Source organism: Streptomyces sp. NPDC023723 (genome assembly GCF_040639815.1).
Lineage (GTDB): Bacteria > Actinomycetota > Actinomycetes > Streptomycetales > Streptomycetaceae > Streptomyces.
The window spans coordinates 29,885-47,908 of the sequence record NZ_JBFAAP010000056.1 but is presented as its reverse complement, the minus strand read 5'-3'; the positions used below and the strand labels follow the sequence as shown (position 1 = coordinate 47,908).

17 protein-coding genes are annotated in these 18,024 nt (G+C 75.9%); 10 read left to right on the top strand and 7 right to left on the bottom strand.

From position 1 onward, the window contains the following. The 4 genes from AB0G32_RS34200 to AB0G32_RS34185 all read left to right on the top strand — a co-directional run. Window positions 1-761: alpha/beta hydrolase (locus tag AB0G32_RS34200; protein ID WP_361172541.1), on the top strand; the 761-nt coding region annotated here is incomplete at its 5' end. 133 nt (window positions 762-894) lie between these two features. Then, window positions 895-1,734, top strand: coding sequence for a helix-turn-helix transcriptional regulator (locus tag AB0G32_RS34195; RefSeq protein ID WP_361172538.1), 840 nt, complete (start codon window positions 895-897; stop codon window positions 1,732-1,734). Between the two features lie 251 nt (window positions 1,735-1,985). Further along, window positions 1,986-3,179 carry a polysaccharide pyruvyl transferase family protein gene (locus AB0G32_RS34190; RefSeq protein ID WP_361172535.1) on the top strand — a complete coding sequence of 398 codons (1,194 nt, stop codon included), beginning with the start codon at window positions 1,986-1,988 and terminating at the stop codon, window positions 3,177-3,179. Continuing rightward, window positions 3,179-4,618 carry an FAD-dependent oxidoreductase gene (locus AB0G32_RS34185; RefSeq protein ID WP_361172532.1) on the top strand — a complete coding sequence of 480 codons (1,440 nt, stop codon included), beginning with the start codon at window positions 3,179-3,181 and terminating at the stop codon, window positions 4,616-4,618. The genes AB0G32_RS34190 and AB0G32_RS34185 overlap by 1 nt, the downstream gene beginning before the upstream one ends. Before the next feature lie 173 nt (window positions 4,619-4,791). Here AB0G32_RS34185 and AB0G32_RS34180 read toward each other — a convergent pair whose 3' ends face one another. Further along, complete coding sequence (locus AB0G32_RS34180) at window positions 4,792-5,568, bottom strand: IclR family transcriptional regulator (protein ID WP_361172529.1); 777 nt, start codon at window positions 5,566-5,568, stop codon at window positions 4,792-4,794. A 92-nt stretch (window positions 5,569-5,660) separates the two neighbouring features. Here AB0G32_RS34180 and AB0G32_RS34175 point away from each other — a divergent pair, with 92 nt between their 5' ends. From AB0G32_RS34175 to AB0G32_RS34160, 4 genes are all read left to right on the top strand, one after another. Next, window positions 5,661-6,833 (top strand): cupin domain-containing protein, encoded by a 1,173-nt coding sequence (locus tag AB0G32_RS34175; protein WP_361172527.1) that lies wholly within the window; start codon window positions 5,661-5,663, stop codon window positions 6,831-6,833. After that, window positions 6,830-7,669, top strand: a complete 840-nt coding sequence (locus AB0G32_RS34170) for a fumarylacetoacetate hydrolase family protein (RefSeq protein WP_361172524.1) — start codon at window positions 6,830-6,832, stop codon at window positions 7,667-7,669. The genes AB0G32_RS34175 and AB0G32_RS34170 overlap by 4 nt, the downstream gene beginning before the upstream one ends. Further along, window positions 7,669-8,379 carry a maleylpyruvate isomerase family mycothiol-dependent enzyme gene (locus tag AB0G32_RS34165; protein ID WP_361172521.1) on the top strand — a complete coding sequence of 237 codons (711 nt, stop codon included), beginning with the start codon at window positions 7,669-7,671 and terminating at the stop codon, window positions 8,377-8,379. Before AB0G32_RS34170 ends, AB0G32_RS34165 begins: the two co-directional genes overlap by 1 nt. Before the next feature lie 68 nt (window positions 8,380-8,447). Beyond that, complete coding sequence (locus tag AB0G32_RS34160) at window positions 8,448-9,734, top strand: FAD-dependent oxidoreductase (protein WP_361172518.1); 1,287 nt, start codon at window positions 8,448-8,450, stop codon at window positions 9,732-9,734. Here AB0G32_RS34160 and AB0G32_RS34155 read toward each other — a convergent pair. Continuing rightward, complete coding sequence (locus AB0G32_RS34155) at window positions 9,724-11,685, bottom strand: BTAD domain-containing putative transcriptional regulator (RefSeq protein ID WP_361172515.1); 1,962 nt, start codon at window positions 11,683-11,685, stop codon at window positions 9,724-9,726. The two genes, AB0G32_RS34160 and AB0G32_RS34155, sit on opposite strands and share 11 nt — an antisense overlap. A 115-nt stretch (window positions 11,686-11,800) precedes the next feature. On the opposite strand from AB0G32_RS34155, the gene AB0G32_RS34150 reads away from it, so the two are divergent. Beyond that, on the top strand, window positions 11,801-12,679 hold the full coding sequence (locus AB0G32_RS34150; RefSeq protein WP_361172512.1) for an alpha/beta hydrolase: 879 nt from the start codon (window positions 11,801-11,803) through the stop codon (window positions 12,677-12,679). 61 nt (window positions 12,680-12,740) lie between these two features. Here AB0G32_RS34150 and AB0G32_RS34145 read toward each other — a convergent pair whose 3' ends face one another. The 4 genes from AB0G32_RS34145 to AB0G32_RS34130 all read right to left on the bottom strand — a co-directional run bounded on the left by AB0G32_RS34145 (window position 12,741) and on the right by AB0G32_RS34130 (window position 16,322). Next, window positions 12,741-13,652, bottom strand: coding sequence for a hypothetical protein (locus tag AB0G32_RS34145; RefSeq protein WP_361172509.1), 912 nt, complete (start codon window positions 13,650-13,652; stop codon window positions 12,741-12,743). A gap of 5 nt (window positions 13,653-13,657) precedes the next feature. Beyond that, a complete protein-coding gene (locus tag AB0G32_RS34140; protein WP_361172506.1) occupies window positions 13,658-14,758 on the bottom strand; it encodes an NlpC/P60 family protein in 1,101 nt (366 codons plus the stop codon). Window positions 14,759-14,932: 174 nt separating this feature from the next. Beyond that, window positions 14,933-15,358: a PPOX class F420-dependent oxidoreductase gene (locus AB0G32_RS34135; protein ID WP_361172503.1), complete on the bottom strand. Its 426-nt coding sequence runs from the start codon at window positions 15,356-15,358 to the stop codon at window positions 14,933-14,935. An 85-nt stretch (window positions 15,359-15,443) separates the two neighbouring features. Beyond that, window positions 15,444-16,322 (bottom strand): NAD(P)-dependent oxidoreductase, encoded by an 879-nt coding sequence (locus AB0G32_RS34130; protein WP_361172500.1) that lies wholly within the window; start codon window positions 16,320-16,322, stop codon window positions 15,444-15,446. Between the two features lie 291 nt (window positions 16,323-16,613). Between AB0G32_RS34130 and AB0G32_RS34125 the strand changes: the two genes are divergently transcribed. Further along, on the top strand, window positions 16,614-17,087 hold the full coding sequence (locus AB0G32_RS34125) for a type II toxin-antitoxin system PemK/MazF family toxin (RefSeq protein ID WP_361172497.1): 474 nt from the start codon (window positions 16,614-16,616) through the stop codon (window positions 17,085-17,087). Here AB0G32_RS34125 and AB0G32_RS34120 read toward each other — a convergent pair. Then, entirely contained in the window at window positions 17,072-17,896 is an 825-nt protein-coding gene (locus AB0G32_RS34120; protein WP_361172494.1) for a TIGR02452 family protein, read from the bottom strand. The genes AB0G32_RS34125 and AB0G32_RS34120 overlap by 16 nt on opposite strands. Window positions 17,897-18,024: the final 128 nt, after the last annotated feature.

The window sequence follows — 18,024 nt, the reverse complement described above, 5'->3', positions numbered from 1 at the left end:
TGCTGGTCTGCCGCCCGGCCGGACCGGCCGCGGCGCCGCGGCCGGTCCTCTACCACGTGCACGGCGGCGGCATGGTCCTCGGCACCAACCGGGCCGGCCTGGCGGAACCCCTGAGCTGGGCGGCGGAGCTGGGCGCGGTGGTGGTCTCGGTGGAGTACCGGCTGGCGCCGGAGCATCCGCACCCGGCCCCGGTGCGGGACGCGTACGCCGGGCTGCGCTGGACCGCCGGGCAGGCGGCGGAGCTGGGCGCCGATCCGGAGCGGATCGTGCTGGTCGGCGCGAGCGCGGGCGGCGGGCTGTGCGCCGCGCTGGCCCTGCTCGCCCGGGACCGCGGCGGGCCGCGGCCGGCCGGCCAGCTGCTGATGTCGCCGATGCTCGACGACCGGGGCGACTCGCCCTCCGCCCGGCAGATGGCGGGCCTCGGCACCTGGGACCGCTCGGCCAACGAGACCGCCTGGACCGCGCTGCTGGGCGCGGCGCGGGGCGGCCCGGACGTGTCCCCGTACGCGGCGCCCGCCCGGGCCCGGGACCTGTCGGGGCTGCCGCCGGCCTTCCTGGACGTCGGTTCGGCGGAGACCTTCCGGGACGAGACGGTCGCCTACGCGGGCCGCCTGTGGCAGGCCGGCGGGGCCGCCGAACTGCACGTGTGGCCCGGCGGCTGCCACGGCTTCGACGCCCTCGTCCCGAACGCGGCCCTCTCCCACGCCGCCCGCACGACCCGCCCGGCCTGGCTGCGCCGCCTCCTGCGAACCGCGCCCTGAGCACCGCGCCCCGGCACCAGACCACCATCCGCCCGGCCCGGCCGCGCCGCCTCCTGGGCCTGTGTCCCGGGCGCCGTGTCCTGGGACCAGCGGTACCAGGTACGCGGGCGCCGGACGGTGTTCACTGGCAACCATGACGACGACCGAGTTCGGACGGACCGTACGCCGGTGGCGCGATCGCGTCTCCCCCGAGTCGGCCGGGCTGCCGGCCCGCGGTCCGCGGCGCGCGGCCGGACTACGCCGGGAGGAACTGGCCCTGCTGGCCGGCATCTCGGTCGACTACGTCACGCGGCTGGAACAGGGCCGGGCGTCCAACCCGTCGCCGGGGATCGTCGAGGCGCTGGCCCGGGCGCTGCGGCTGCCGCTCCAGGAGCGGGCCTATCTGTACCGGCAGGCCGGACTGGTGCCGCCGGGCCCGGACACCGTGCCGTCGTACATCCCGCCGAGCGTGCACCGACTGCTCGACCGGCTGGCCGGCACCCCGGTCGCCGTGTTCGACGCGGCGTGGACGCTGCTGCTGGCCAACCAGCCGTACACGGCGCTGATGGGCGACCCCTCCGGGTGGCGCGGCCACGAGCGCAACAGCGTGTGGCGCAACTTCGTCGGCCCGCGCGGCCGGGCCCGGCAGGACCCGCCGCGGCGGCGGGCGTTCGAGGAGGCGCTCGCCGCCGATCTGCGCGACACGGTCAGCCGGTATCCGGCCGACCGGCGGCTGCGGCAGCTCGTCGAGGACCTGCGCGCGCACAGCGAGCGGTTCGCCGAGCTGTGGGAGTCGGGGATCGTCGGCCGGCACGAGGTGGCCCGCAAGACCATCGAGCACCCGGCGGTGGGCCCGCTGGACCTGGACTGCGACGTACTCGCCGTGGCGGGCGCCGACCTGCGGGTCATGGTGTACTCCGCCGAGCCGGGCACCGCGGACGCCGAGCGGCTGGCCCTGGTCGCCGTGCTGGGCACCCAGGCGCTGGTCGACTAGTCGCCGCGGGCGGCGCGCGGGCCGGGACGGCGCGGCCGGCCGACGCCGAGCGGCGCTCGACGGTCCGCGGCAGCCGGTCCCGGCCCTCCCCGGCCTCCCCTGCCTCCCTGCCGACACGTCGTGCGGCTCGCGGCCGATGAGGGGTTTCCGGGTGGGCGCCGCAGGCAACCCGGGTCCCTGCGCAGGCACCGCCCGCCTGAGCACGACCCTGGCCGGCGGTCCGGCCGACCCGACGTGACGGGAGCACCCGGATGACCATCGCAGCTTCGCATCCGCCCTCCGCCCGGTCCGGTCCGCGCATCGGCGTGCTCGGCTCCTACGGCGGTTTCAACACCGGTGACGAGGCGATCCTGACCTGCGTCCTCGGCTGTCTGCGGGCCCACCGGCCGGACGCCCACCTGGTCGTCTTCAGCCGGAACGCCGAGCACACCCGCACCCACCACCACGAGGCCGACGAGGTGGTCGACTGGGAGGGTGTCCGGCGCAACCACGTGATCGACGTGCTGCCCGGCCTGGACCTGCTGGTGCTGGGCGGCGGCGGCCTCCTCTTCGACGGCGAGGCCCGGCGCTATCTGCGGCTGGTGCGCGCCGCCCAGGACCGGGACGTGCCGACCTTCGCCTACGCCGTCGGCGCCGGGCCGCTGCGGGAGGCCGAGGACCGGGAGATGGTGCGCACGGTGCTGGCCGACATGGACGACGTGGTGGTGCGGGACGAGGAGTCCCGGCTGGTCCTGGAGGAGGTCGGGCTGGAACGCGAGGTCACCGTGACCGCCGACCCGGCGCTGCTGCTGCGCCCGGAGCCCTTCACCCACGCCATGATGCGCGACGAGGGCGTGCCCATCGGCGCCCGGCTGGTGGGGATGTCGGTGCGGGAGCCGGGCCGGGCGGCCGAGGCGCTGGACGAGAGCGACTACCACGCGCTGCTCGCCACCGTCGCGGACTTCCTGGTGCGGCGGCTGGACGCGCACGTGGTGTTCCTGCCGATGGAGCGGCACGACGTACGGCACGCGCACGCGGTGCTGTCCCACATGACCGCGCCGGACAAGGGCCGCATCCTGCACGGTGACTACAGCCCGGGGCAGGTGCTCGGGCTGATGCGCCACCTGGACCTGGCGGTCGGCATGCGGCTGCACTTCGTGATCTTCGCGGCGCTGACCGGCGTACCGGTGCTGCCGCTGCCCTACTCGGGCAAGGTGTTCGACTTCGCGCGCCGGCTCGGCGCGCCCGCGCTGGTGGGGGTGGCCCGGGAGCAGGCCGGGCTGCTGCTGGCCGAGGTGGACCGGCTGTGGGACGAGTACCCGCGGCGCGAGGAGGACCTGCGGGCCCGGATGGCGGAGCTGACGGCGGCGGCCCGGGAGACCTGTGTGCGCTGCGGTTCGCTGCTGGCCGCGGTGGAGGGCGCGCGGGTGGCGGACGCGGCCGAGGCACGGCCCCTGGAGGTGTGATGCCGGTCCTGCGAGAACCCGGTGAGCCGCGCACGGTGACCCTGCCGCCGCGGGACGCCCGGCACGGGGGCCGCTGCGACGTGCTGGTGGTGGGCGGCGGCCCGGCCGGGTTCGCCGCCGCGCTGGCCGCCGCCGACGCCGGGGCCGACGTGGTGCTGGTGGAGCGGTACGGGTTCCTCGGCGGCAACGCGACGGCGGCGCTGGTGATGCCGCTGATGTCGTTCCACAACGAACACAAGCAGGCGGCGTTCACCGAGGCCGGGGACGCCTCCCGGCTGCTGCCCACCGATCACGGCGAGGGCGAGCCGGTGGTCGCGGGCGTGCTGTGGCGGCTGCTGGAGCGGCTGATGGAACGCGGCGGCTGTCTGCGGCCGTCCACGAAGACCGGGTACACCGTCCCCTTCGACCCCGAGCTGTTCAAACTGACCCTGCTGGAGATGATGGACGAGTCGGGCGTGCGGATGCTGTTCCACGCCTTCGCGTCGACCGCGATCGGGCTGGACGACGGCTGGCGGGTGGTGTTCGAGACCAAGTCGGGGCCGGTGGTGCTGGACGCCGGGGTGGTGGTGGACGGCACCGGGGACGGGGACGTGGCGGCGGCCTGCGGGGCGCCGTACGAGATCGGCCGGCCGGAGGACGGGCTGACCCAGCCGATGACGCTGATGTTCCGGGTGGCGGACTTCTCCCGGCCGGACTTCGCGGCGTACGTGCGCGACCACCCCGACCAGTGGCGCGGCGTGTACGGGCTGTGGGACCTGGTGGAGCAGGCGCGGGCCGACGGGGACCTGCGGCTGCCGCGCGAGGACATCCTGTTCTTCGCCACCCCGCACCCGAACGAGCTGAGCGTCAACTGCACCCGGGTCACCCGGGTGCTCGGCACCAGCGTGTGGGACCTGACCCGGGCCGAGCACACCGCGCGCCGGCAGCTCGCCCAGATCGACCGGTTCCTGCGCACCCGGGTCCCCGGGTTCGAGGCGGCGTACGTGGTGCAGAGCGGCACCCACGTCGGCGTCCGCGAGACCCGCCGGGTGCTCGGCGACTACCAGCTCACCGGACACGACATCCTGGCCGCGCGCCCCTTCCCGGACGTGATCGCGCACGGCGCGTACCCGGTCGACATCCACAACCCGCGCGGCACCGGCACGGTCCTGAAGCGGGTGCCCGCCGGCAGCTTCTACGACATTCCGCTGCGCTGTCTGCTGCCGCGCGGCACCGACCGGCTGCTGGTCGCCGGGCGCTGCATCTCCGGTACGCATGTGGCGCACTCCTCGTACCGGGTGATGCCGATCGCGATGGCCACCGGCCAGGCGGCCGGGGTGTGCGCCGCGCTGACCGTCCGGCACCGGCACGGGCCGCGCGGGCTGCCGTACCGGCTGGTCCAGCAGGAGCTGCTGCGGCAGGGGGCGCGGCTGCGGATCGGTCAGGCCGGGGAGGTCTGACCCGGCGCCCCGCCGACGCCGGCCGGGTCGCCGCCGCGGGTGGCGACCGGGACGCGGCACACGGCGTACCGGCGCGTCAGCCCGGCCGTCCGGGCGTTGGTGTCCTGCGGGGTGGGGGTGGTGACGGGCGCCGGTCGAACCGGTCGGCCGGGGCGCCCGGCGGCGGCCCCGGATCAGCGGTCGGCGGCCAGGTCCGCCTCCAGGGCGCGGGCCGCCGCCTCCAGGGCGGCGACCAGGGACCGCAGCCGGCGCGGCTCGTAGCGGACGCGCGGCATCGACACCGACAGGCCCGCCACGGCGCCGCCGCCCGGGTCGCGGACCGGCACGCCCACCGCGACCAGGCCCCGCTCCGACCGCTCCCGGTTGACGGCGAAGCCGCTGCGCCGGGCCCGGGCCAGCTCGGGGCGGAGCCGGTCCAGGTCGGGCCGGTCGTCGGGCCGGTCGCGGTAGCGCTCGGGGGCGTACACGTCGTCCAGTTCCGCCGGGTCCAGTTCGGCGAGCAGGAGCAGGCCGGCCGTGGTGCGGTGGGCCGGGAAGACCATGCCCTCGCGGGAGCCGACCCGCAGCGCCCGGGCGCACTCGACGCTGGCGATGAAGCGGGCGGTGTCGCGGGTGCGGATGGTCAGGTTGGCGGTCTCGTCCAGCAGGTCGACGAGCCGGTGCAGCGGGGGCAGGGCGGCGGCACGCAGCCGGGAGACCTGGGAGCGGGAGTGCGCGGCCAGTTCCAGCACCGGGCCCGCGTGGTAGACGCGCTGGTCGTCCTGGACGGCGAAGTCCCGGTAGACCAGCATCGCCAGCAGCCGGTGCGCGGTGGAGCGGGCGACGCCGAGGCGGTCGGCGAGCTGCGAGACGGTCAGCCCGCCCTCCAGCTGGAGCACGGTCGCGGCCCGCAGCGCGTGGTCGACGCTGGCGATCGCGTACGGCGGCGGTGTCTTCAGCGGTTTGTCCACGGGCCTCTCCCCGGCTGTTCCCGATTCTGCAACCGATTCTGCAACACAGAATTTACACGTCCGCCCTGCGGACCCGGGAGGACGCTGAGCGCGTGACTTCCTCCACTGCTTCAGACACTGTCGCGGGCTCCCCCGTCCGGCTCCGGGCCGTCGCGGCGCCGGACCAGCCCGAGGTCACCCCGGCGCTCGAAGAGCTGTACCGGGGCTTCGAGAAGGAGCTGCTCGTCCCGCTGTGGACCGAGATCGGCGACCTGATGCCCGCCCACCCGCGCTCGCGCGCCGTACCGCACGTGTGGCGCTGGCAGCGGCTGCGCGAACTGGCCGACCGGGCCGGGCGCATCGTGCCGGTCGGCCGGGGCGGCGAGCGGCGCGCCATCGCGCTGGCCAACCCGTCGCTGGGCGGGCGGCCGTTCGCCACGCCGACACTGTGGGCGGCGATCCAGTACCTGATGCCGGGCGAGGACGCGCCCGAGCACCGGCACACCCAGCACGCGTTCCGGTTCGTCGTCGAGGGCGAGGGCGTGTGGACGGTGGTCGGCCGGGACCCGGTGGCCATGCGGCGCGGCGACTTCCTGCCGCAGGCGGGCTGGAACATGCACGCCCACCACAACGCCACCGCCGAGCCGATGGCCTGGATCGACGGTCTGGACATCCCGTTCCAGTACACCTCCGAGGCGCAGTTCTTCGAGTTCGGCCGGGACCGGATCAGCGACGCGGAACGGATCACTCCGCAGCGGTCGCGGGCCGAGCGGCTGTGGGGCCACCCGGGGCTGCGGCCGGTCTCCGCCGCGCCCGGCTCCACCGGTCCCGGCTCCCCGCTGCTGGCCTACCGCTGGGAGCACACCGACCGGGCGCTGGCCGACCAGCTCGCGCTGGCGGCCGAGGGCTTCGCGGGCGCCGTCGAGCCCGGTCACGCCGCCGTCCGGTTCAGCGACCCGGCGACCGGCGGCGACGTGCTGCCGACCATCCGCGCCGAGATGCACCGGGTGACCCGCGGCACCGAGACCGCGCCGGTCAGGGAGACGGGTTCGTCCGTCTACCAGGTCTTCGACGGGGCCGGCACGGTCACCGTCGGTGACCGGTCCTGGTCGGTGACGCGCGGCGACCTGTTCGTGGTGCCGTCCTGGCAGCCGTTCTCGGTGCGCTCCGAGGCGGGCGCCGCCGACTCCGACTCCGGTGCGCTGGACCTGTTCCGGTTCAGCGACTCCCCGATCTTCGAGGCGCTGCGTCTCGACCGTACCCATGTGGAAGGAACCACCCGATGAAGCTCGCGACCCTCCGCGCCGACGGCGCCACCCGTGCCGTGCGGCTGGACGGCGACGTCCTGGTCGATCTCGGCGCCGCCGACCTCGGCGCCCTGCTGGCCGAGCCGGGCTGGGCCGGGCGGGCCGCCGCCGCGACCGGGGCCACGTACCCGGTGCGGGGCGCGGACTTCGCGCCGGTCGTGCCGCGGCCCTCCAAGGTGGTGTGCGTCGGCCTCAACTACCGCAACCACATCCAGGAGATGGGCCGGGACCTGCCTGAGCACCCCACCCTGTTCGCGAAGTTCGCCGACTCGCTGATCGGCGCGCACGACGACATCGCGCGGCCCGAGGAGACCGAGAAGTTCGACTGGGAGGTCGAGCTGGCCGTGGTCGTCGGCGCGCCGGTGCGCCGCGCGAAGGGCGCCGAGGCCGAGCGGGCGATCGCGGGCTTCACGGTGCTCAACGACATCACCTGCCGCGACTGGCAGTTCCGCACCCGGGAGTGGCTCCAGGGCAAGATGTGGGACTCCTCCACGCCGGTCGGCCCCTACCTGGTCACCCCGGACGAGCTGCCCGGCGGTGTCCGCCCCGCGCTCGACGTGACGCTGACGGTGGACGGCGAGGTCATGCAGTCCGACTCCACCGGCGACCTGCTGTTCGACCCGGTGGCCCTGGTGGAGTACGTCTCCACGGTGGTGCGGCTGAACCCCGGCGACATCATCGCCACCGGCACCCCCGGCGGCGTCGGCCACGCCCGCCGGCCGGAGCGCTACCTGCTCGGCGGCGAGACCGTCGTGACCGAGATCGCGGGCATCGGCCGCCTGGAGAACAAGGTCGTCAAGGAGAAGTCCGTCTGATGACCCGCACGTTCGAGGAGGCGCGCGACTGGGTGCGGCTCGGTACCGCCCTGCTGACCGGGGCGGCCGACGCCGGTGACGCGGTGCTGGACGCGCCCAGTGTGCTGCCCGGCTGGAGCCGCAAGCACGTGGTCGCGCACGTCGCGGCCAACGCGGACGCGCTCGGCAACCTGGTGCACTGGGCCGCCACCGGCGAGCAGACCCCGATGTACGCCTCCGCCGAGGAGCGCGCCGAGGGGATCGCGAAGGGCGCGGCGCTGCCCGCCGCCGAGCTGACCGGGTGGCTGCGCGGCTCGGCGGCGGAGCTGGAGACGGCGACGGCCGCGCTCGGCGCGGAGCAGTGGCGGGCCGAGGTCGTCACCGCCCAGGGCCGGACCGTGCCGGCCACCGAACTGCCCTGGATGCGCGCCCGCGAGGTGTGCGTGCACGCGGTGGACCTGGGCCGGGGCGTCACCTTCGCCGACCTGCCGGCCGGTTTCCTCAGCGCGCTCTGCGACGACGTGGTGGCCAAGCGCGCCGCCGCCCGGACCGGACCGGCCGTGCGGCTGGTCCCGACGGACGCCGACGCCCGCTGGGAGCTGCCCGGCACCGGCGCTCCGGCCGAGGTCACCGGCCCGCTGCACGAGCTGACCGCGTACCTGACCGGCCGGCCCGCCACCCCGACCACCCGGCACGGCGGCCCGGTTCCGCGGCTCGGCCCCTGGCTCTAGCCCCCGCTCACCCCGCCCGCCCCCGCCCGCCCCCGCCGCCCTCCGCCGGCCGACTCAAGGAAGAGACGATGAACCCTGCACAGCCCCCCACCTCAGACACCCCCGACGTGATCGTCGTCGGTGGCGGCATCGGTGGTCTCAGCACCGCGTTCGCCCTGACCCGGGAGGGCCTGCGGGTACGCGTCCTGGAGCGCGCCAAGGAGTTCGGCGAGGTCGGCGCCGGCATCCAGATCGCCCCCAACTGCACCCGCATCCTGCACGAGTACGGCCTGCTGGACGAGGCCAAGAGCCTCGGTGTGCTCCCCGCGAACATGGTGATGCGGGACGCGCTCGACGCCCGCGAGCTGACCCGCCTCGACCTCGCGGACCTGGAGCGGCACTACGGCTTCCCGTACATGGTCATCCACCGCAGCGACCTGCACGGACTCTTCCTGCGGGCCTGCCGCGCGGCCGGCGTGGAGCTGCTGACCGACCGCACGGTCACCGGGTACGAGCAGACGGCGGGCGGTGCCCTGGTCCGCCTCGCGGACGGGTCGGCCGAGCGGGCGCCGCTGGTGATCGCCGCCGACGGGCTGCGCTCGGTGGCCCGGCGCGATCTGGTCGGCGACGACGTGGTCAGCTCCGACTACGTCGCCTACCGGGCGGCCGTCCCGATCGACGCGGTGCGCGCCAACGGCGTCGCGGAGCAGGACGTCACCGTCTACGTCGGCCCGCACTGCCACTTCGTGCAGTACGCGCTGCGCGGCGGCGACATGTTCAACCAGGTCGCGGTCTTCCGCTCGCCGGCGGCGCTGGCCGGCCGGGACGACTGGGGCACGCCGGACGAGCTGGACGAGCTGGACGCCGCGTTCGAGGCGACCTGCGACCCGGTGCGCAAGGGGATTCCGCTGATGTGGCGGGACCGCTGGTGGCAGATGCTGGACCGGGACCCGGTCGAGACGTGGGTGCACGGCCGGATCGCCCTGCTCGGCGACGCCGCCCATCCCCCGCTCCAGTACATGGCGCAGGGCGCGGTGATGGCGATCGAGGACGGCTGGGTGCTGGCGAAGCACGCCGCCCGGCTGCCCGGTGCGGGCGGCCCGGACTGGGACGCGGTGCTGGCCGCGTACCAGGCGGTCCGGGTCGAGCACTGCCGCCGGGTGCAGCGCACCGCCCGCGCCTGGGGCGAGCTGTGGCACCTGGACGGCGAGCGGCGGCTGCGGCGCAACGCGGTGCTGCGGGAGGTGGACCCGTACGGCTACGCCTTCACCGACTGGGTCTACGGCCCGACCGCGCTCTTCCCGGACGAGGAACCGGCCATGTTCGAGCCGGTCCCGCTGGCCTCCGCCCGGCCGGCGGAGCAGGTCACGGGCTGACCGCTGCGGCCAGCCAGTCGTCGACCGGCCCGAAGGTGAGCACCCCGCTGCCCGCGCCCGCGAGTTCGCCGGACGCGGGCAGCAGCCGGTCCTGGGCACGGCGCAGCGCCGGCCGGTCGCCGAGCGCGCGGGCCAGCGCCGCCTCGGCGCAGCACAGGGCCTCGTAGAGCAGGTCGGGCGGGGGTTCGGGCAGCCGGTGCAGGGCTGCGCGGGCCGCGTCCCGGCCGCCCTCGGCCAGCAGCGCGAAGGGCTCGGCCCAGGGGCGGTACGGGCCCCAGTCCGCCCGTCGGTCCACCTCGGGCGGCAGGCCCCGGGACAGCCGCAGACCGAGCAGGGCGAGCGGCAGCAGGCCGCGTTCCAGGCCCGGCATGCCGGCGTCCTCCAGGCGGGCGGCGGCGGCCCGGTAGCCGGCCTCGGCCCGGTCGTACGGGGCACCGGTGGCGGCCCGGCGCAGGGCGCGGTACCAGGTGGTGAAGACGGCCACCAGGGGCCGTTCGTGCCGGGCGGCCAGGGCGTCCGCGGCGGCGGCGTGCCGGTCCGCGCCCGTGAAGTCGGCCGCCGCGCTCCGGGCCTGGAGGCGGATCAGATGGCCGAGGATCTCGTAGGTGGCCAGACCGTGCCGGGCGGCGAGCTCGACGAGCTCGGCGCCGATCGCGGCGCGGCGCGGGGACCCGCCGGCGGTGGCGCAGGACTGCATGTAGGTGCCGTTGAGGGCGAACGCGAGCAGCGCGGGGTCGGCCAGGCGGCGGGCGATCTCCTCGGCCCGCCGGGCCGCCTCCGGGCCGCGCGGGGACCGTACGCCGCGGCTCTCCAGGGCGACGGTGGCGAGCAGCCGGGCCCGGGCGGGGTCGGCCGCCGGGGTGTCCGGGAGGGCGGCGAGGGTGCGTTCGGCGGCCGCCACGATGCGGCGGGCGGCCTCGGGGTCGTCGCTGCGGGTCCAGTTGGCGGGGACGTCGTAGGCGCCGATCACCCGGGCGGTCAGCTCCGCGTCGCCGGTCTCCTCGGCGGCGGCCACGGCGGCCGGGCGCTGCTGCCGGGCCACCTCCAGACCGCCGCCGCCGGTGACCGCGAGGGTGCGCAGCAGGCCGACGGTGGTTTCCAGGCGGGCGGCCGATCCGGCGGCGACCGCGCGGTCGTACGCCTCGGTGGCGCGGGTCCACAGCCGGGCCGCCGCCTCGGCCGGTTCGGCGGGCGGGTCCAGGACCGGGTCCTGGGCGAGGACACCGGCCTCCAGGCGGCGCAGCCGGGGTCCCGGATCGATGCCCAGTTCGTCGGCGAGCAGCGCGCGGGCCCGGCGCAGTACCGCGAGGGCGTCCGCCTGCCGGCCGGTGCGGTACAGGGCGAGCGCGAGCAGCCGCCAGGCCTCCTCGCGCCAGGGGTGGCCGTCCAGGTGGGCGTCGAGGTCGGGGACCGCCTCCGCCGCCCGGCCCGACTCCAGCAAGAGTTCCGCCCGGCGTTCGACGGCGCGCAGCCGCAGTTCGGTCAGCCGGAGCCGCTCGCCGCGCGCCCACGGTGCCTCGGCGAACTCGGCGTACGCCGGTCCCCGCCACTGGCCCAGCGCCGCCGCGAGCCGGTCCGGTGCCTGCCCCGCGGGCAGCCGGCCGGCCGCCGCGACGGCCGCCTCGAACCGCCAGGCGTCCACCGCGTCCGGCGCGGCGCGCAGCGCGTATCCGGGGCCCTCGGTGACCAGCAGCCGGGCCGGGGCGCGGCGTGGGCGGTCCGGTTCCAGGGCGCGGCGCAGATCGCCGACGAAGGTGCGCACCGCGCCCACGGCCCGCGCGGGCGGTACCTCCCACAGGTCCGCGACCAGCCGGTCCACCGGCACCATCCGCCGCCGGGCCAGCACCAGGCGGGCCAGCACGGCGCGGTGCCGGGGCCCCTTCAGGGCGAGTGCCTGGCCGGCGCGCTCGGCCGTGACCGGCCCGAGCACGCCGAAGGTGACCGCTTCCATGATCCGCCCTGTTCCGCCGTGTTGCCCGGCCCCCACGGTACGCGCGCTGATCGGTTGCTGATTCACGCCCGGCAGGCTCATGGGCACACAGCACCGCCGAGAGGAACGAATCAGCATGAACCCGACCATTCCCGGCTTCTCCTACGACCGGGTTCCCGTCGCCGAGGGGGTGGCGCTGCACGTCGCCGTCGGCGGCTCCGGCAGCCCCGTCGTCCTGCTGCACGGCTTCCCGCAGACCCACCTGATGTGGCGGCACGTCGCCGCCGACCTGGCCGCCGAGCACACCGTGATCTGCCCCGACCTGCGCGGCTACGGCGACAGCGACAAGCCGGCCGACCCGGACGGCACCGCGTACGCCAAGCGGACGATGGCCGCCGACGTGGTCGCCCTCGCCCGGACGCTGGGGCACGAGCGGTTCGCGCTCGCCGGGCACGACCGGGGGGCGCTGGTGGCGGTCCGGGCCGGGCTCGACCATCCGGCGGCGGTGACGCACCTGGCGGCGCTGGACGTGCTGCCGACCCTGGACATGTGGGACGTACTGCACGGCGCCACGGCCGCCGTCGCCTTCCACCTGTACCTGATGGCCCAGCCGCCCGGTCTGCCGGAGCGGCTGATCGCCGCGACGCCGGACGCGTTCTTCGGCCACTTCCTCGACCTGTGGGCCCGCGACCCGGACGCCCTGCCCGCCGGCGTACGGGCCGCCTATCTGAAGGCGTCCCGGGCGGCGGTGCCGTCCATCGTGGCCGACTACCGGGCCTCGGCCGGCGTCGACGTCGACCACGACCGGGCCGACCGGGAGCAGGGCAACCGGCTGCGGATGCCGGTCACCGTGCTCCAGCAGGACTGGGGCGCGGCCCTCGGCTACGACGCCGCCGCGCTGTGGCGGGCCTGGGCCGCGGAGCTGCGCCATGTCACCGTGGACTGCGGGCACTTCATGGCGGAGGAGGCACCGGCTCAGGTCGCGGCGGCGCTGCGCGAGCTGCTGACGCGGTGACCGCGGCGCGGCCGCCCGGCGGGCGAGCGGCCCCGGCGTGCCCCGGCGCCCCTCCTCGGTGCTAGGAGCCGGCGGGGGAACCGGGCCGTCGGGTGAACCGTCGCAGTCCCCGTCGGGCCGGCTTGAGGGGCTTGTCCTCGGGGGCCGCCGGCGATGGGCCCGCGGTCACCGCCGGCGGTGCGGCCGGGGGCGCCGGGACGGGTCCGCTGCCGCGCCTGAGCCGGTTCCGGACCGACTCGACCACGGCCAGCTGGGCCGGTTCGCGCAGCAGGCCCGCCTCGGACAGCCGGTCCCACATGTGCAGCAGTTCCTGGCCGCGGACGGCCCCCTGCCCCTCGTCCATCAGCCGCTGCCAGGCGGCGGTGGCGCGGGCCACGTCGGGCGCCGCCCGCTCCAGGTCGGTGCGGCAGCGGATCCGCGCGACGGTCAGCGCGAGGGTGGTGGCGACCATGTAGTCGGCGCGCTGGAACGCGATGTACGCCTCGATCGCCCGGGCCTCCATGGCGAGCTGGTCATCCGCTCCCCGGCGCAGCGTCAGGTGCTCCCGCAACGCGCCGGCCAGCACGAACGCGGCGTGCAGCTCCCCGCGCCGGGCGTGCTGGATGATCCGCTCGACGCGGGAGAGCGGCGGGAACGCCGCCTCCTCGGCAGCGGTGCGCTCGGGCCCGGGCGGCAGGTCGTCCTCTTCGGCGATGGTCAGGCTGGAGCCGTCGGGGTACACCCGCAGCCGGGCCACCTGCTGGGCGGGACGGTCGATGACGGTGGCGGCCACCGGGGCGCCGATGGTACGGGCGAACATGGCGACGGCGTCGAGCAGTGCCTCGTTGGCCGGCCGGGTGCCGCTCATCTCCAGCAGATGGCCGTTGACCACCGTCGATCCGTCCTCGGCCACGTAGGCGTCGAGCCGGATCAGCGGCTGTGCGGGGAGCGCGGGCAGGTTGCTGTCGTCGCGGGGCGTCAGCGAGTGGGACATGGGACTCAGACTCCGGGACGCACGACACCGAGGACGGGCATGGAGGCCACTGGCGCGGTCGTGACCGTGCGCCCGGGCCGGGGGGCGTGGACCATCTGGCCGCCTCCGATGTACATGCCCACGTGGGTGGCGTCGCTGTAGTAGATGATCAGGTCTCCGGGCTGCGCGGACGCCAGGGTGACCCGGGTCAGTCCCTGCCACTGCGCCTGCGAGGTACGGGGTATGGGGTGTCCGGCCGCCGCCCACGCGGCGGAGGTGAGCCCCGAGCAGTCGTACGAGGAAGGGCCGGTGGCGCCCCACACGTACGGTTTGCCGATCTGCGCCATCGCGAAGTCGACGGCGCTCGCGGCCGCTCCGACGGCCGGTGTCCCGCCGCCCCCCGAGCCGTTGTCGGCCGAGTTGCCGCCGCCTGCGCCGGACGTTGTGCCGGAGCCCGTCCAACTGGCCTCGGCCTTCTTGGCGTCCTGCTTCTCCAGCCGGGCCAGCGCGCGGGTCTGTGCCGCCTCCAGGCCGGCTTCGATCCCCTCGGCCTCGGTGATCTTCCCCTCGATCTTCTTCTTCGCCTCGGCCTTGTCCGCCCGGCTGCTCTCCAGCTTCCGCAGTTCCTTCGCGGCGGCGTCGGTCCGCCGGCTCAGCTCCGCGCGGGCCGTCTGCTGGGCATCGGCGACGTTGACCAGGTTCCGCATGGCCTGGCGGGCCTGGGAGGCCTCGTTCAGGGCCTGGTCGGGATGGTCCCCGAGCAGCAACTGGAGACCGGTGGCGGCGAGATCGCCGCCCCGGTACTGGGTGCGGGCGGCCGCGCCCGCGAGGTCGTGCAGGTCGTTCACCCGGTCCTCGGTGCGCGCCAGGTCCCCGCGCAGCGACGTCAGCCGCTTCTCCTGCCGGCCGGCCTTCACGTCGGCCGCGTTGTACGCCTCGGTGGCCTGTTCCGCCTCGCGGTACAGTCCGTCCAGTTCGGCGCGGATGTCCTCGATCGACGTGCCGTCCTGCGGACCGGGATCGTTCGGGGCGGCGTATCCCGGGACGGGCAGCAGGGCGAGCACGCAGAGGAGGGCTGCCACGGTGGCCCGGCCCCCCGCGGGTCTGCCACTGGTCGGCACGGTCATCGGGCTTCTCCATCGTGGAGGGGAGAGTTGTTCGAGCGCTGATCACACTACCGCCACTCGAACGGCCTACCCCTGCCTCCCCACCCGTGTCGCCCTGCCCGTCCGCCAATCGTCCACCGGAGTTCACCGCGGTTCCCCCGGGGCGGCCCCGACTCGCCCCGGTCACCGGAGGGTTCAGGTGGCCGCCTGGTCGCTGTCCCGGTGGGCGCCCCAGCCGTGCCAGCGCTCCACCTCGATCAGGGCGCTGACCCGGGGCCGGACCCGGTCCGGGTAGGCGTTGCCGGTGTAGTGCGTGGAGATGCGGTCGATGTCCGCCAGGCCCTCGTCGGCGCGGAACTCCACCACCCGACCGATCAGGGTGACATGGGTGTACCAGTCCTCGCCGTCCAGGACGCTGAGGGTGACCCGCGGGTCGCGGCGCAGGTGCTTCAGCCGGACCCGGCCCTCGTCGAGGCTGATCAGGACCTTGCCGTCGTCCTCCCAGACGTACCAGGTCGGGGTGGAGACGGGGGCGCCGTCGGAGCGGAGGGTGGCCATGACGCAGGGGTTGGCGCGGCGCAGCAGTTCGACGGCGTCGGCGGGCAGCGGTGGCTTGGACATGCGAACTCCTCGGGTGTTTACGGCTCTTGACAGCTGCTTGGGCCCGGTGGCTACTTGCGCCCGGTGGCTTACTTGTACTTGGAGGCTACTTGGCGAAGCTGGCGTAGTACGCGGCGGCCATGTCCTCGTCGCCGTGGCCCTGCGCGGCGGCCCGGGCCAGCCGCTCGGCGCCCGCGGCGGCCACGTCCAGCCGGACGCCGCCCAGTTCACCGGCCTCGACGATCAGCCGGGCGTCCTTGGCGGCGGTGGTCACGGCGAACTGCGCCGGGGTCAGCCTGCCCTCGCGGATCAGCGCGGCCTTGGCCCGCAGATAGCCCATGTCGAGCCCGCCGCCGGCGATGGCGTCGAAGAAGTGGTCGGGGTCGACGCCGAGCGCCCCGGCCAGCGCGAGCACCTCGCCCGCCGCGTTGGTGGCGGCGATCACCCAGCTGTTGGCGACCAGCTTGAGCCGGGTGGCGCTGCCGGCGGCGCCGTCCTCGCCGGTCCACACGGTGCGGTTGCCGACCGCGTCGAACACGGGCGTCACCGCGGCCCGGGCGTCGGCCGGTCCGGCGGCCAGCACCAGCAACTGGCCGGCCTCGGCGGGCTGGCGGGTGCCCAGCACGGGCGCGTCGAAGAAGACCAGGCCGTGCTCGCGGGCGAAGCCGGCCAGGTCGCCGACGGCCTCGACGCCCGCGGTGGTCGACTGCGCCCAGGCGACGCCGGGACGCAGCCCGGGCGCGGCCTCGCGCATGACGTCGAGGGCGGCGGGGCCGTCGTAGAGCATGGTCAGGACGACGTCCGCGCCCCGGACCGCCTCCTCGGGGGTGCCGGCGATGTGCGCGCCGTCGGCGGCGAGCGGTTCGGCCTTGGCGCGGGTGCGGTTCCAGGCGCGGACGGTGTGTCCGGCGCGGGCCAGGTTGCGGGCCATCGCGGCGCCCATGATGCCGGTGCCCAGGACGGCCACGGTGAGCTGATCGGTCATGAGGTCGGCTTCCTCCTGCGGACGGTGACGGGTGGGGAGATCAGCCTGCCACTTCGGCCGCGGTGACGCCCTTGGCCATCACCTCGTTCGAGACGGAGCCGTCGCCGGTGCCGGGCAGGCGGGCGGCGGGCCGGTCGCGTTCCGGGTGCTCATGGTGGTCTGTCTTTCCCGCCGTTCCAGGGGTCTGGGTGCATGCTGTCCGCTCGGGCGGCGGGCCGCCACCCGGCGACACCGTCGGCCGCCCGATGCCCCAGCTCCGCCGGCCCGCGACCCGTCCCGTACCGTACGGCCGTGACTGCCTTCACTCATGATCCCGACGAGACCGCCGGGACCGCCGGGCACTCCCCCGGCCGGCCCGGCCCGCACGCCACCACCGAGGCCGACGCCCGCTCGGTGGGCCGGGTGCGCACCGAGTACTCCCCCGCCCACGACGGCGACCCGGACCCGGGCGAGATCGTGTGGACCTGGGTGCCCTACGAGGAGAACGACGGCCGGGGCAAGGACCGCCCGGTGCTGGTGGTGGCACGGGAGACGGCCGGAACCGTGCTGGCCGTGCAGCTGTCCAGCAAGCGGCACGACGCCGACCGGGACTGGGTGCCGATCGGCAGCGGCCCGTGGGACCGTTCGGGCCGGGACTCGTGGGTGGACACCGACCGGGTGCTGCGGCTGCACGAGGCGGGCATGCGCCGGGAGGCGTGCGCGCTGGACCGGATGCGGTTCAACCTCGTACGGCACCGGCTGCGGGAGCGCTACGGCTGGAACTGAACCCCGTCGAACGCCCGCTCGAAAGCGGCGCGGACCGTGCCGCCCTCGGTGCGGTCCAGGACGCCGAAAACCACGTGCGTGAACGTGGCCGCGAACCGGCCACCGGGCCCGAGCAGCGCCCGGAAGGCGCCCGCGACCTCGGCCGGGTCGTTGCGGAAGACACCGCAGCCCCAGGCGCCGAGGACGAGCCGGCGGTGGCCGTGGTGCGCGGCCGTCTCCAGGACCCGTTCGGCGCGCACGGCCAGGGCGTGCGGCAGGTCGGCGGCGCGCTCCGGCGCCGTGCGCAGCACCACGCCCGCGTTGGGCGCGGCGGCGGTGAGGAAGGCGGCGGTGAACGGCTCGTCCAGCAGCCGGCCGCGGTCGTCCCGGAAGACCGGGACGGCGGGCGAGTGGATCACCCGGTCGGTGTAGAACGGGTCGCGGTGGGCGCGGTGGTGGTCGTAGAAGGCGGGGGCCCGCAGCAGGCAGGTGTAGAGCGCGGAGCCCCGGCACAGGGCCTCTTCCTGAGCCTGGGCGCCGTTGAGGTAGCCGCCGCCCGGATTGCGGGCCGAGGCGAAGTTGAGGACCGCCACGTCACCGCCGAGGCGGCGCGCGGCCGCCAGGCTGCCCTCGCCGGTGACCTCGACGGACGTCCGGACCGGCGGGGTGTCCGGGACCGGGACGGGCCCGGGTCCGTGCAGCCGGGTGCCCGACCGGGCCGCCGCCACCGCCGCCGCGATCCCCACCTCGCGTCCGTCCGGGGCGCGGTACGTCCCGGCCGCGACGATCTGTTCCGTGCGCTGCGCGATCTCCCGCAGGCGCGCGCTCACGGCGCCACCCCCGTGGGCGCCGTGACCGCGTGCCGTGCGGCCTCCCCCGTCGTGCTCATGAACGCATCGTGAGCGATGCTGGTCGTGCGGCGCAACGGAGTTTCGCACTCTTGTGCGCTGCCGCTCGA

Coding starts and splice junctions, on each gene's coding strand:
- AB0G32_RS34170 (WP_361172524.1), top strand. CDS start 6,830: ATGAAGCTCGCGACCCTCCGCGCCGACGGCGCCACCCGTGCCGTGCGG.
- AB0G32_RS34145 (WP_361172509.1), bottom strand. CDS start 13,652: ATGTCCCACTCGCTGACGCCCCGCGACGACAGCAACCTGCCCGCGCTC.
- AB0G32_RS34135 (WP_361172503.1), bottom strand. CDS start 15,358: ATGTCCAAGCCACCGCTGCCCGCCGACGCCGTCGAACTGCTGCGCCGC.
- AB0G32_RS34155 (WP_361172515.1), bottom strand. CDS start 11,685: ATGGAAGCGGTCACCTTCGGCGTGCTCGGGCCGGTCACGGCCGAGCGC.
- AB0G32_RS34150 (WP_361172512.1), top strand. CDS start 11,801: ATGAACCCGACCATTCCCGGCTTCTCCTACGACCGGGTTCCCGTCGCC.
- AB0G32_RS34165 (WP_361172521.1), top strand. CDS start 7,669: ATGACCCGCACGTTCGAGGAGGCGCGCGACTGGGTGCGGCTCGGTACC.
- AB0G32_RS34140 (WP_361172506.1), bottom strand. CDS start 14,758: ATGACCGTGCCGACCAGTGGCAGACCCGCGGGGGGCCGGGCCACCGTG.
- AB0G32_RS34130 (WP_361172500.1), bottom strand. CDS start 16,322: ATGACCGATCAGCTCACCGTGGCCGTCCTGGGCACCGGCATCATGGGC.
- AB0G32_RS34185 (WP_361172532.1), top strand. CDS start 3,179: ATGCCGGTCCTGCGAGAACCCGGTGAGCCGCGCACGGTGACCCTGCCG.
- AB0G32_RS34160 (WP_361172518.1), top strand. CDS start 8,448: ATGAACCCTGCACAGCCCCCCACCTCAGACACCCCCGACGTGATCGTC.
- AB0G32_RS34195 (WP_361172538.1), top strand. CDS start 895: ATGACGACGACCGAGTTCGGACGGACCGTACGCCGGTGGCGCGATCGC.
- AB0G32_RS34190 (WP_361172535.1), top strand. CDS start 1,986: ATGACCATCGCAGCTTCGCATCCGCCCTCCGCCCGGTCCGGTCCGCGC.